This window comes from Solirubrobacter phytolaccae, assembly GCF_027587195.1.
Taxonomy (GTDB): domain Bacteria; phylum Actinomycetota; class Thermoleophilia; order Solirubrobacterales; family Solirubrobacteraceae; genus Solirubrobacter; species Solirubrobacter phytolaccae.
Map to the genome: position 1 here is coordinate 32,583 of NZ_JAPDDP010000039.1, position 13,058 is coordinate 45,640.

12 protein-coding genes are annotated in these 13,058 nt (G+C 69.8%); 7 read left to right on the plus strand and 5 right to left on the minus strand.

From position 1 onward, the window contains the following. The 4 genes from panB to OJ997_RS20290 are packed head-to-tail and all read left to right on the plus strand — an operon-like array spanning nt 1 to nt 2,879. Complete coding sequence (gene panB / locus OJ997_RS20275) at nt 1–894, plus strand: 3-methyl-2-oxobutanoate hydroxymethyltransferase (RefSeq protein WP_270027041.1); 894 nt, start codon at nt 1–3, stop codon at nt 892–894. 26 nt (nt 895–920) lie between these two features. Further along, nucleotides 921–1,547 (plus strand): DUF47 domain-containing protein, encoded by a 627-nt coding sequence (locus OJ997_RS20280; protein WP_270027042.1) that lies wholly within the window; start codon nt 921–923, stop codon nt 1,545–1,547. A 34-nt stretch (nt 1,548–1,581) separates the two neighbouring features. Next, complete coding sequence (locus OJ997_RS37685) at nt 1,582–2,649, plus strand: inorganic phosphate transporter (RefSeq protein WP_270027043.1); 1,068 nt, start codon at nt 1,582–1,584, stop codon at nt 2,647–2,649. After that, on the plus strand, nt 2,646–2,879 hold the full coding sequence (locus OJ997_RS20290; RefSeq protein ID WP_270027044.1) for a hypothetical protein: 234 nt from the start codon (nt 2,646–2,648) through the stop codon (nt 2,877–2,879). The genes OJ997_RS37685 and OJ997_RS20290 overlap by 4 nt, the downstream gene beginning before the upstream one ends. Here OJ997_RS20290 and OJ997_RS20295 read toward each other — a convergent pair. Continuing rightward, nucleotides 2,857–3,423: an acyltransferase gene (locus tag OJ997_RS20295; protein WP_270027045.1), complete on the minus strand. Its 567-nt coding sequence runs from the start codon at nt 3,421–3,423 to the stop codon at nt 2,857–2,859. The genes OJ997_RS20290 and OJ997_RS20295 overlap by 23 nt on opposite strands. 185 nt (nt 3,424–3,608) lie before the next feature. On the opposite strand from OJ997_RS20295, the gene OJ997_RS20300 reads away from it, so the two are divergent. The 3 genes from OJ997_RS20300 to OJ997_RS20310 all read left to right on the plus strand — a co-directional run bounded on the left by OJ997_RS20300 (nt 3,609) and on the right by OJ997_RS20310 (nt 6,494). After that, nucleotides 3,609–4,487 (plus strand): LysM peptidoglycan-binding domain-containing protein, encoded by an 879-nt coding sequence (locus tag OJ997_RS20300; protein WP_270027046.1) that lies wholly within the window; start codon nt 3,609–3,611, stop codon nt 4,485–4,487. A gap of 69 nt (nt 4,488–4,556) precedes the next feature. Continuing rightward, nucleotides 4,557–5,030: a MarR family winged helix-turn-helix transcriptional regulator gene (locus OJ997_RS20305; protein ID WP_270027047.1), complete on the plus strand. Its 474-nt coding sequence runs from the start codon at nt 4,557–4,559 to the stop codon at nt 5,028–5,030. Nucleotides 5,031–5,072: 42 nt separating this feature from the next. Then, nucleotides 5,073–6,494: an MFS transporter gene (locus OJ997_RS20310; RefSeq protein WP_270027048.1), complete on the plus strand. Its 1,422-nt coding sequence runs from the start codon at nt 5,073–5,075 to the stop codon at nt 6,492–6,494. Nucleotides 6,495–7,074: 580 nt separating this feature from the next. Here OJ997_RS20310 and uvrA read toward each other — a convergent pair. From uvrA to OJ997_RS20330, 4 genes are read right to left on the minus strand one after another with little or no spacing between them, the layout of a single operon-like run. Then, a complete protein-coding gene (uvrA, locus tag OJ997_RS20315) occupies nt 7,075–9,963 on the minus strand; it encodes an excinuclease ABC subunit UvrA (RefSeq protein ID WP_270027049.1) in 2,889 nt (962 codons plus the stop codon). A 55-nt stretch (nt 9,964–10,018) separates the two neighbouring features. Continuing rightward, nucleotides 10,019–11,551 carry a carboxypeptidase M32 gene (locus OJ997_RS20320; RefSeq protein ID WP_270027050.1) on the minus strand — a complete coding sequence of 511 codons (1,533 nt, stop codon included), beginning with the start codon at nt 11,549–11,551 and terminating at the stop codon, nt 10,019–10,021. Then, nucleotides 11,548–12,183 (minus strand): DivIVA domain-containing protein, encoded by a 636-nt coding sequence (locus OJ997_RS20325; RefSeq protein ID WP_270027051.1) that lies wholly within the window; start codon nt 12,181–12,183, stop codon nt 11,548–11,550. Before OJ997_RS20325 ends, OJ997_RS20320 begins: the two co-directional genes overlap by 4 nt. 31 nt (nt 12,184–12,214) lie before the next feature. Next, complete coding sequence (locus OJ997_RS20330) at nt 12,215–12,985, minus strand: HhH-GPD family protein (RefSeq protein WP_270027052.1); 771 nt, start codon at nt 12,983–12,985, stop codon at nt 12,215–12,217. Nucleotides 12,986–13,058: the final 73 nt, after the last annotated feature.

Sequence of the window (13,058 nt, forward strand, 5' to 3'; positions counted from 1 at the left end):
ATGTCCACCCCGCCCAAGGACCCCAACCGCAAGCGGATCACGCTCACCAAGCTGCACGAGATGCGTGCGCTGGGCGAGCCGATCGTGATGATCACCGCCTACGACCATCCGAGTGCGCTCGTGGTCGAGGAGGCGGGCGTCGACGTCGTCCTCGTCGGCGACAGCGCGGCCAACACCGTGCTCGGCTACGCCGACACCGTGCCGGTCACGGTCGAAGAGCTGCTGATGCTCACGCGCGCGGTGCGCCGCGGGCTGCGCGCGCCGCTGCTGGTCGGCGACCTGCCGTTCGGCTCCTACGAGGCGAGTGACGCGCAGGCGATCGAGACCGCCCACCGCTTCGTCAAGGAAGCGGGCTGCGACGCGATCAAGCTCGAGGGCGGCGGCACCTCGGCCGAGCGCGCACGCGCCATCGTGCGAGCGGGCGTACCCGTCATGGGCCACGTCGGGCTCACGCCCCAGACGGCCACGATGCTCGGCGGCTACCGCGCCCAGGGCCGCACCGCGGCACGGGCCCGCGCGGTGCTCGACGACGCGCTCGCGCTGCAGGAAGCGGGCTGCTTCAGCATCGTCTTCGAGGCGATCCCCGCCGCGGTCACCGACGCGATCATGCCCTACATGGAGATCCCGATCATCGGGATCGGCGCCGGGGCGAGCACGGACGGCCAGGTGCTGGTACTCCACGACCTGCTGACGATCAACGACGGCTTCCAGCCCAAGTTCGCCAAGCGCTTCGCGGCGGTCAAGGACGAGATGCGCCGCGGCGTGGACGCCTACGCCGAAGAGGTGCGCTCACGCACGTTCCCGGCCCCGGAGCACACCTACAACATCGCCCCGGAGGAGCTCGAGCGCTTCCGCTCCGAGCTGCCCTCGATGCCCCGCTCACACGTGGGTTGATAACGAGTCGTTAACATCGCCCGGCGATGAGCCGGTTAACGCAGCTGTTCGCGTCCAAGGAGCGGGAGTTCTTCGATCTGTTCGAGGAGGCGGCGCGCAACTCCGTACGCGCCGCCGAGCTCCTCGTCACGATCCTCGAAGAGTGGCCCGACAACGCCACCGCCGCGCGCGACATGGTGATCTGCGAGCAAGAGGGCGACCGGATCACGCACGACATCATCCAGCGGCTGAACCACACGTTCGTGACGCCGTTCGACCGCGAGGACATCATCGCCCTCGCGTCCGCCCTGGATGACATCGTCGACTTCATCGAGGAGGTCGCGGACTTCCTCGGGCTGTACCGGATCGAGGCGCCGATGGAGCAGGCCGAGCGGATGGCCGCCGTCCTGCGCGACGCCACGCGCCAGATCTCCGAGGCGATGCCGCGGCTGCGGACGCTAAAGGACATCCACCACTACACGGTGGAGGTCAACCGCCTCGAGAACGAGGGCGACCGGATCTTCCGCGAAGGCGTGGCCTCCCTCTTCGAGCACGGGATCGACCCGCTGATGGTCATCCGCTGGAAGGACATCTTCGAGCGCCTCGAGGAGGCGATCGACGCCACGGAGCGGGCGGTCAACACGCTCGAAGGCATCATCATCAAGAACCGCTAGCGCAGTGCATTCCGACATCGTTCTCTGGATCGTCGTGGGCACGGCTCTCGCCTTCGACTTCACCAACGGCTTCCACGACACCGCGAACTCGATCGCCACCTCGGTCTCGACGCGGGCGATGGCGCCGAAGCTGGCCGTGATGATGGCCGCCGCCCTCAACTTCGTCGGCGCGTTCCTGTCGCTGGCGGTGGCCGCGACGATCGCCAAGGGCATCGTCGACGCCGCCTCGATCACGCTCCTGACCGTCTTCGCCGGGCTGATCGGCGCGATCGCCTGGAACCTCGTGACCTGGTGGCAAGGGTTGCCGTCCTCGTCCTCGCACGCCCTCATCGGCGGCATGGTCGGCGCGACGCTCGTCGCCCAAGGCTCGTCCGCCGTGCTCTGGGACGGCCTCATCGAGAAGGTCGCCGTGCCGGCGCTCGTCGCCCCGGTGCTCGCGATGCTCGCCGCCGGCCTCGCGATCCTGGTCGCCTACCGGATCATCGGCCGTCAGAAGCCCGGCGTCGTCTCGCGCGGATTTCGGCTCGGGCAGCTCGCCTCGAGCGCGCTCTTCTCCCTGTCGCACGGCACCAACGACGCGCAGAAGACCATGGGCATCATCTTCCTCGCGCTGGTCGCGAACGGGAACACGGGCGCGGACGCCGACATCCCGCTGTGGGTCGTCGTCTCGGCCGCGACCGCGATCGCGCTCGGCACCTACTTCGGCGGCTGGCGGATCGTCCGCACGATGGGCTCGCGGATCATCAAGATGGACCCGGCGCAGGGCTTCGCCGCCCAGGGCGCGGGCGCGGCGGTCATCCTGTCGGCCTCGCACGTAGGGTTCCCGCTGTCGACGACGCACGTGATGAGCGGGGCGATCATGGGCGCCGGCGCCGCCAAGCGGCTCTCCGCGGTGCGCTGGGGCGTGGCCGGCAACATCGTCGTGGCCTGGATCCTCACGCTGCCGTGCTCGGCCGCCGTCGGCGCGTTCACCTACGGCGTGGTGAGCATCTTCGGTGACGGCTCGGTCGGCCCGATCGTGGTCGCGAGCGGGTTGCTGCTCGCCCTGCTGGCGTTCTTCGTGAGGAAGGCGCGGCGCGCGCCGGAGGTGGTGCCGGCATGATCCTCGGCGTCGTCGAGCTGGGGCAGATCTTCGAGGTGATCTGGGTCTCGCTCGTGTGCGGCGTGGGGATCACCGCGGCGTTCTCGTTCGTGGTGCTGGGCCTGGCGCGCTACGTGGACTCGCACGGCGGCGTGCGGCTGGCCTGGGGCGCGATGGCGCTCACGGCGTTCGCGATCTTCGTCGCCGGCGTGGTGCTCGCGGTGCAGATCATGCTGACCAAGGGCGGATGACGCGGGCGGGCACGCCCGCGGCGATGCTGAAGGGCGGGATGTCGGTCGTGACGACGCTGTTGGCGCCGATCACGCACCGTTCCCCGATCGTGACGCCGGACGTGATGACGACGTTCGCGCCGCACCAGACGTTGTCACCGATGGTTGTCGGGCCCTTGGACGTGAAGCCCTGCCAGGTGATCGGCTTCGTGACGTCGTCGTAGCGGTGGTTGGCGTCGGTGATCAGGCAGCCGTTGGCGAACATGCAGTGCGCGCCGATCGTGACGCGGTCGATGGCCGCGACCTGCACGCCGAGGTTGAGGAAGCTGCCCTCGCCGATGTCGATGTGCCCGGTGCCGGTCAGCCACACGTTCGGCTCTAGGACGACGTGCTCACCGAGGGTGAGGCGGCCTTCGGCGAACAGCTCGAGGATCTCGCCGTGGAGCGGCCATTTGGCGAACGACCGCCGTTTGGCGAACTCGTAGTGGATGCGCGCACGGTTCCACGGCAGGCTGTTGCGTTGGTACCAGCGCCACTTCTGCAGCCACAGCTTCAGGTCGTCCAAGCTCCGCAGGATGCCATGCAGGGGGACGTAAGGCCGCGCGCGGTGCTTCCAATGTGAGAGCGGAAGGGCAAGCCTCGGTGGAGTCACACCCTACGCAGGAGGCATGTACCTTGCGGATCGCTCCGCTGTACGCCGTCGTATTCGCGCTTCTCTTTGCTGCTCCTTCCAGTGCCGCCGTACCGCACGTGGTGCAACCCGGCGAGACGCTCTGGTCGATCGCGGCGGCCAACAACTTGACCACGCGCACCGTGGCGGCCTTCAACGGCCTGTCGGAGAGCTCGCAGGTCGTGCTCGGCTCGACGATCCAGGTGCCGTCCACCACCGAGGGCTACGCGGCCCTGCAGTCGGCCGGGCTGGTGACCTCGGCGCCGGCTTCCGCTCCAGCGGCTGCTCCCGCCGCGTCCACGGCCGCGCCCGTGCCCGCGTCGTCCGCGCCCAAGCCGATGGGCGGCTACACCGTCCGCGCCGGGGACACGCTGTCCGGGCTCGCCGCTTCGTCCGGCGTGTCGCTGAGCAACATGGCGGCCATGAACGGGCTGGACCCGCATGGTGTCCTGCTCACCGGCACCGTGCTCAAGCTGCCCACGGGTGCGCCGGCTCCCGCGCGTGCCGCCCAGCCGGAGCCCGCCAATCACGTCGTCCCGGCCGCGGCGCCCGCGCCGACCGCGACGCGCGTGGGGGCCACCGACGTGCAGTCGGTCGCCTCCCAGCACGGCGTCTCCCCGTCTCTGGCGACCGCGATCGCCTATCAGGAGAGCGGGTTCAACAACGCGATGGTCTCGTCGGCCAACGCGCGCGGCGTGATGCAGGTCATGCCCGGCACGTGGGACTACGTGCAGCAGAACCTCGCCCAGCGCCAGCTCAACCCGAACTCGGCGCACGACAACGTGACCGCGGGCGTGCTGTACCTGAAGCAGCTGCTCAACCAGACCGGCGGTGACGAGAGCTCCGCCATCGCCGCCTACTACCAGGGGTTGGGCGCGCTGAGGTCGCGCGGCGTCTTCGACGACACCAAGCAGTACGTCGCCAACGTCCAGGCGTTGCGTGGCCGCTTCGGTGGCTAGATAGTTGCTTGAGAGATCGGTCCGCGGCGAAACCATTTCGTCGCGGATCGTTCTTGCTACGGTTGAGTCGTGGCTGTAGCTAGCGAACGCGTCGATCTCATCTTCCTCCTGTCGCAGGCCGCCCATGCCCTGCAGACCGAGATGACCGCGGCGCTCGAGGACATCGGCGTCACCCCGCGGATGCACTGCATCCTCTCGCGCGCGGTGCACGGCGAGTTCACCCAGAAGGAGCTCGCCGACCAGTGCGCGCTCGACAAGACCACGATGGTCGTGACCATGGACGCGCTCGAGAAGGCCGAGCTGGCCGAGCGGCGCCCCTCCCCCACCGACCGGCGTGCGCGGATCATCACCGTGACCGATCGCGGGGCCGAGCTGGTCGAGCGGGGCGACGCGATCATCGCCGGCCTCTACGCGGACGTGCTCGATTCGCTGCCCGAGGATGAGCGTGGCGCGTTCGTCGGCTCGCTCCAGAGCCTGATGAACGGGCGCCTGTCGAAGCCTGCCGTGTGCTCGAGCACGGTTCGACGACCTAGGTCATCCTGAACTAGATCGTCTACTACGGGATCATTTGCTACGGTTCGGTCTATGACCGACCGATTTGCTCTGCGTCCCGAGAACCGCTGGTTCGCCCTCGTCGTCCTGTGCGTGGGGTTCCTGATGATCGTCCTCGACTCGACGATCGTGAACGTGGCGCTCCCCGCGATCCAGACGGACCTCGACCTCTCCTCCGGTGGTCTTGCTTGGGTCATCAACGCGTACCTGATCGCGTTCGGCGGCCTGCTGCTGCTCGCCGGCCGCGTCGGTGATCTGGTGGGACGCCGGCAGGTGTTCCTCGCCGGACTCGCGCTGTTTACGTTCGCCTCGTTGCTGTGCGGCGTTGCGACCACGTCCGGCCAGCTGATCGCGGCCCGGTTCGTCCAGGGCGTCGGCGGCGCGCTGGGCTCCGCGGTGATCCTCGGGATGATCGTGACGATGTTCCCGAAGCCGGCCGAGCAGGCCAAGGCGATCGCGGTCTTCTCGTTCGTCGGGTCCGCCGGCGCCTCGATCGGCCTGCTGATGGGCGGCGTGCTGACCCAGCTGCTGAGCTGGCACTGGATCTTCATCGTCAACGTGCCGATCGGCATCGCGGCGTTCCTGCTTGCCCGTCCCCTGCTGGCGCGCGAGCCGGGCCTCGGGTTGAGCGCCGGCGCCGACGTCCCGGGCGCGGTCCTGGTGACGGGCGCGCTGATGCTCGCCGTCTACACGATCGTCGACGCGGAGTCGTGGCTGCTCGGCGGTGTCGCCGTGGTGCTGCTGGCGCTGTTCGTCGCCCGCCAGGCGACGGCGTCGAAGCCGCTGCTGCGCCTCGGCCTGCTGCGCAACCGGGACGTGGTCGGCGCGAACGTCGTCCAGATGATCGCGGTCGCCGGCATGCTCGGCATGTCCTTCCTCGCCGTGCTCTACCTGCAGCGCGTGCTCGGCTACGACGCGTTCACGACCGGCGTGTCGTTCCTGCCGATCTCGATCGCGATCGGCGTCCTGTCCCTCGGCTTCTCGGCCCGTTTGATCACGCGCTTCGGCGCGCGCCTGGTGCTGCTCCCGGCGCTCGCGTTCATGGCCGCCGGGCTCGCCCTGCTCGGCCAGGCCGGCGTGGACGGCCAGTACTGGATCGACGTCCTCCCCGCCCTGCTCCTCATGGGCATCGGCGCCGGCCTCGTCATCCCGGCCCTGATGACGCTCGCGATGTCCGGCGTCACCCCCGAGGACGCGGGCTTTGCCTCGGGCCTCGTCAACACCACCCAGCAGGTCGGCGGCGCCTTCGGCATCGCGATCCTCGCGACCGTCGCGGCCAACGAGTCCGGCGGCGCGACCGACCCGGCCTCGCTGGTCGCGGGCTACAACGCGGCGTTCATGATCGCGGCGGCTTTGGCGGCGGCGGCTTTGGTGCTTGCGGCAGTGGTGCTGCAGCGACGCGGCGCGGGCACGGAGACGGCGGTCGAGGCGGAGCCGGCGGTCTTGGTCGGCTGAGCGGCGCGGCGCGGCGCGCGTGGGCGGCGTGGAGCTCCGCGCGCGACGCGCCTTGCTGCGCCGCCACGTCCGGGGAGCACACCGTCGGGCGCCGCGTCAAGAAACTCGTGCCCGCCACGGCGGCGGAGTGCGCCGCCGTCGTCACGAGTTTCTTGACCCGACGCGGCCGGCGCGCTCTGGGCTGGTCAGGCCGGCTGGGGCCGGCGAGCCCCCGCGCGGGCCAAGTGCGCACGTGCACGCGAGCGCTGGATTTCTGGGCGCAGCGACCAGAAACCCAGCACTCGCGTGTCCAACGCCACGCGAAGGTTCACGAACTCGGCCCGGGGACGAGCAAGTGAACGCTCGCGTGGCACCACGACGCAAACGAGCGCACCGCGCCCGCGCCCGGGCGCCCCCGGGGCACCCGGCTCACCCGCACAAGAGCGCGCCGGCCGCGGCGGGTCAAGCGGCCAACCGCGAAGCGTTGGACGCTTGACGCGACGCCCGACGGTGTGCTCCCCGACGCGAACGCGAGCCCACGCGCGCCACCCGAGCGGAACGCCACGGCGACAAGGCCGGCCCGCGCCGCGGGCCGGAGGCGCTACGCGGCCGCGGCGACCTTGCGTGCCCGCGGCTTGCGGACGGGCTTCGCCTTCGCCGGCGTGAGGTCTCGGAGGAACGCGCCCGTGTAGGACGCTTCGTGCGCCGCAACCTCTTCCGGGGTGCCGGCGACCATGAGGGTGCCGCCCTCCTCGCCGCCTTCGGGGCCCATGTCGATCAGGCGATCGGCGGTCTTGATCACATCGAGGTTGTGCTCGATGACGACCACGGAGTTGCCGGTGTCGACGAGGCGCTGCAGCACTTCCAGCAGCTTCTGGATGTCGGCGAAGTGCAGGCCCGTGGTGGGCTCGTCGAGGATGTACAACGTCCGCCCGGTTGCGACCTTGGCGAGCTCCGACGCGAGCTTGATGCGCTGGGCCTCGCCGCCGGACAGCGTGGTGGCGGGCTGGCCGAGGCGCATGTAGTCCAGGCCGACGTCGTGCAGGGTCTGGAGGCGGCGCTTGAGCTTCGGGATGTGGGCGAAGAACTCGAGCGCCTCTTCGACCGGCATATCCAGGACGTCCGCGATCGTCTTGCCCTTGAAGCGGATGTCGAGGGTCTCGCGGTTGTAGCGCTTGCCGTGGCACTGCTCGCACGGGACGTAGATGTCCGGCAGGAAGTGCATCTCGATCTTGATCTGGCCGTCGCCCTTGCAGACCTCGCAGCGGCCGCCCTTGACGTTGAAGGAGAAGCGGCCGGCCTTGTAGCCGCGGGCGCGGGACTCCTGCGTCTTGGAGTACAGGTCGCGGATCTGGTCGAAGAGGCCGATGTAGGTGGCCGGGTTCGACCGCGGCGTGCGGCCGATCGGCGACTGGTCGACCGCGATGATCTTGTCCAGGTGCTCGAGGCCCTTGATGCGCTTGTGGGCACCCGGCCGCATCCGCGCCCGGTTGAGCTTGTTCGCGACGGCCTTGTAGAGGATCTCGTTGATGAGCGTGGACTTGCCGGAGCCCGACACGCCCGTGACCGCGCAGAAGACGCCCAGCGGCACCTTCACGTTCACGTTCTTGAGGTTGTTCTGCGACGCGCCGACGATCTCGACGTAGTTCGACGGCTTGCGCCGCGCGCCCGGCGCCTCGATCTTGCGCGTGCCCGCGAGGAACTGGCCGGTGAGCGAATGCTCGACCTGCTGGATCTCCTCAGCCGTGCCCTTCGCGACCACGTGCCCGCCGTGCTCGCCGGCGCCCGGACCCATGTCCACGACGTAGTCGGCCGCGCGCATCGTGCCCTCGTCGTGCTCGACCACGAGCACGGTGTTGCCGAGGTCACGCAGGCGCTCGAGCGTCTTGATGAGCCGCTCGTTGTCGCGCTGGTGCAGGCCGATCGACGGCTCGTCCAGGATGTACAGCACGCCGACCAGCGACGAGCCGATCTGCGTCGCCAGGCGGATGCGCTGCGCCTCGCCGCCCGAGAGCGTCGACGACGCGCGTTCCATCGACAGGTAGCCGACGCCGACGTTGTCCAGGAACCGCAGCCGCTCGTCGATCTCCCGCAGGATGAGGCGCGCGATCGCGCGATCCTGGTTCGAGAGCTCCAGCGCGTCCATCCACTCGATCGCGCGCTTGGCGCTCATCGCCGTGAACTCGTTGATCGGGAGCCCGCCGACCTTGACCGACCGGGACTCGGGCCGCAGGCGCGCGCCCTTGCACTCCGGGCACGGCCGCATCGACATGTACTCCTCGATCTTCTCGCGCGACCAGTCGGAGTCCGTCTCCTTGTAGCGGCGCTCGAGGTTCGGGACGATGCCCTCGAAGGTCGTCATGTAGGAGCGCTTGCGCCCCATCCGGTTCCGGTAGGAGACGTACAGCTTGTCGCCGTTCGTGCCGTACAGGAACAGGTTCTGCTGGTCCTCTGGCAGCGTCTCCCACGGCAGGTCCACGTCGACCTCGTACCGCTCGGAGATCGCCGCCGTGATCTGCTCGTAGTAGCCCGTCGCGCCGGACGCCCACGGAAGGATGGCGCCCTCGTTGATCGACAGCGACGGATCCGGCACCACGAGCTCCGGGTCGATCTCCATCATCGAGCCCAGGCCGGTGCAGCGCGGGCAGGCGCCGTGCGGCGCGTTGAAGGAGAACGAGCGCGGCTCCAGCTCCGGCATCGAGATGCCGCAGTGCAGGCACGCGAAGCGCTCGCTGTACGTGAAGACCTCGCCCTCGCCCTCACGCGGGACGGTCTGCACCTCGAGGATGCCGTCCGCCAGCGTCACGGCCGTCTCCACCGAGTCGGCCAGGCGCTTGCGCAGATCCCCGCGCATGACCAGACGGTCCACGACCACCGAGATGTCGTGCTTGTACTTCTTGTCCAGGACGATCTCTTCTTCGAGCTGACGCAGCTCGCCGTCCACCTTCACGCGCGTGAAGCCCTCGGACCGCAACTCGGCCAGCTGCTTGCCGTACTCGCCCTTGCGCCCGCGCACGATCGGCGCCATGACCATGAAGCGGGTGCCCTCTTCCATCCCCATGATCTGGTCGATGATCTGCTCCGCCGACTGCGCGGCGATCGGCCGGCCGCAGTTGAAGCAGTGCGGCTTGCCGACCCGCGCCCACAGCAGGCGCAGGTAGTCGTAGATCTCCGTGACCGTGCCGACCGTCGACCGCGGGTTGCGCGACGTGGTCTTCTGGTCGATCGAGATGGCCGGCGACAGCCCCTCGATCGAGTCCACGTCCGGCTTGTCCATCTGCCCCAGGAACTGGCGCGCGTAGGCCGAGAGCGACTCGACGTAGCGGCGCTGACCCTCGGCGTAGATGGTGTCGAAGGCGAGTGAGGACTTGCCCGAGCCGGACAGGCCGGTGATGACCACGAGCGAGTCTCGCGGCAGCTCGACGGTGACGTCCTTGAGGTTGTGCTCGCGGGCGCCCGTGACGACGATTGAGTTCTGACGGCTCGACATAAGACCGCCTCTCAGTCTAGGCCCCGCCCGGACGGACTTCTCGAACAGACGTTCGCTACGAGCGGGGAACGCGTGCCGGAGCGGTCAGCAAACCGGCGTCGAGCAGCTTCCCCTCCAGGTAGGCGAGGAACGGCTCCACGCTGAGCTCCTCGCCGGTCGCCCGCCGCAGCAGCTCGCGCGAGTCGAACTTGCGCCCGTGGCGGTGGATGTTGTCGCGCAACCACTCGCGCAAGGGCGCGAAGTCGCCCGCGGTGATCGCGTCGTCCACGTCCGGCACGTCGGCGCGCAGCCCTTGCCACAGCTGCGCGGCCATCAGGTTGCCGATCGTGTACGTCGGGAAGTAGCCGATCATCCCGGCGCCCCAGTGGATGTCCTGGAGCACGCCCTCGCCGATCGACGGCGTGTCGAGGCCGAGGAGGCGGTGCGTCGCCTCGTTCCAGGCGTCCGGGAGGTCGGCGACGGAGAGCCGCCCCTCGACCAGCGCCAGCTCGAGCTCGAACCGCAGCGCGATGTGCAGGTTGTAGGTCGTCTCGTCGGCCTCGATCCGGATCAGCGAGAGCCGCACCTGGTTGATCGCGCGGTACAGGTCCGACGGCTCCTGCGCGTCGAAGTGCCCGCCGAGGTGCTTGCGCAGCACGGGCAGCACCCACTCGCAGAACGGCTTGCTGCGGCCGATCAGGTTCTCCCACAGCCGGCTCTGGGACTCGTGCGTTCCGAGCCCCGCCGCGTCGGCCAGCGTCGTCCGGTAGTGCGATGGGCTCATCTGCGCCTCGTAGAGGCCGTGCCCGAACTCGTGCAGGCACGAGTAGAAGGACATCGCGAGGTCGTCCGGCTCCCAGCGGGTCGTCAACCGCACGTCCGTGTGCGCGAGCGAGCGCGCGAACGGGTGCACCGACGGGTCCAGGCGCCAGTGCTCGGGGTCGTAGCCGACGGCGCCCAGGAGCGCCTCGGCGAACGCCTGCTGGCCCTCGATCGGGTAGTGCCCCGGGAACACGCGGCCGTCCTCCCCCGCCGCGGCGGCCGCGCTCACGAGCGGCACGAGCTCCTCCTGCAGCACCGAGAACAGGCTCGTGACCTCGGCAGTCGTCAGCCCGGGCTCGTAGTCGTCGAGCAGCACGTCGTAGGGATGTGCGAACTCGCCCGTGCCGTCGAAGCACGCGATGTACCGGTGCTGGAGCTCCAGGATCCGCTCCAACGACGGCGCGAAGTGCCCGTAGTCGTTCTTCTCGCGCGCCTCGAGCCACGCCTGCTGCGCGTGCGCGGCGGCCAGCGACATCGCCGCGGCCAGCTCGGTCGGGACGCGCACGGCCTTCTCGTGGTCGCGCCGCAGGACCGCGACGAGCCGGACGTCGTCGGAGTCCGGGTCCTCGGACGCCGCCCACGGCTCCAGCGCGTCCAGCACGCGCCCGAGGCCCGGGTCGGTCAGCTGGTCGTGCAGGATCCGCTCGAGGGCCTCGAACTGGTCGGCACGCGCGCCGGCCCCGCCCGGCGGCATCATCGTGTTCTGGTCCCACAGCAGCAGGCCACCGATCCCGTTCAGGTCGGCGATGTCCCGCGCGCGGCGGCGAAGTTCCTGGAGCTCGTTCATCGACCTGCCCTGGCGTAGACGTCGTCGAGCAGCGCCTCGGGGTCGGCGAGCTCGAAGTGCTCCGCGAGATACGCGGCGGTCTCCTCGCGTGGGCTGCCGCCCAGGGCCATGTTGAGCGCGATGAGACGGGCGCCGGCCTCGTCGTTCGGGAGCGAGGACACGGGCGCGGGGGCCGATTCGGCGGGGGGCGAAGAAGGCGCGTCGGCGGCGGGCGACGAGGGCGCGGCGCCGTTGGCGGCGGGCGGCGACGCGCCGGCCACGTCCGCCTGGAGCTGCTCGAGGCCCTGGCTCAGGCGTTCGCCGGAGGCGCGCAGGGACGACAGCAGGCGGCCGAGCTCCGACTCGAGCTCGTCGAGCTTGGAGAGCATGCCGCTCGTGGCGTCCTGGACCTGCGCGACGTGGTCGGAGGCCTCGCGCTGGGCGGACTCGCGGACCTGGGAGACGCTGCGCTCCGCGGCCTCGAGGATCTCGCGGACCTGCTCGGAGGTGGAGCTGGCGAGCGTCGGCGCAGGCGGGTGCGAGTTGGCCGCGAAGGCGTCGGCCACCTGGCGCAGGTGCTCGTCCACTGCGGCTGGGTCATAGCCCCGGCGTCCGGTCGGAAAGTCCCGGCGCTGGATCAGGTCGCGATCCACGACCGGTCAGGATAGGAGGCGTGGACGTTTTTCACGGCAGTTGCGGGCGTCCAGTCGCATCACGGACGATCAGGCCGTCCCGTTCGAGGCCGACCAGAGCCCGTTCCAACCGCTCGCCTTCGAGCGGAATCTCCGTCTCCTGAAGCAGCGACGCGATCACGCGCCCGCGTGCCCATCGATCCGTGTCTTCGAAGCGCACTGACTTGACGCGACGGACGGGAGTGACGACCAGACGGAGGCAGCCGCGCTCGACCGGGCACTGCGCGCAGTCCGGGTTGCGAGGGCGGCAGACCGTGGCGCCCAGCTCCATCATCGCCTGGTTGAACGGTGCCGCACGCCCGCGCGGGAGCAGCTCGTCGGCGCGGGCAGAGACGTCGACGTCGAGTCCCTCGCGGCGGGTCAGCACGCGGCGCACATTGGTGTCCACGGCGGCCATGTCCCGATCCCACGCGAACGACGAGACCGCCGCGGCCGTGTACTTCCCCACGCCGGGAAGCTCGGTGAGGTCGTCCGGCCAGCCGTGCTCGCTGACGAAGACGGCCGCGCGCTGGAGCGCCAGCGCCCGCCGGTTGTAACCCAGCCCCGACCACAGCTCGAGCACGTCCCGCACCGGGGCGACCGCCAGATCAGGGGCAGTCGGGAACTCGGACAGCCACCGCTCGTAGTACGGCACCACCCGCAGCGCCTGGGTCTGCTGGAGCATCACCTCGCTCACGAGCAGCGCGTACGGATCACGCGTCTCGCGCCAGGGCAAGGGCCTGCGCACCCGCTCGTACCACTCCAGCAACGCGTCGACGTCCACACGCAGACCATAAAACGCAAAGTTCGGTTGCGCTCACTCATGTTCGTTTTGTAGCTTTCGTGGCCAGCAATCC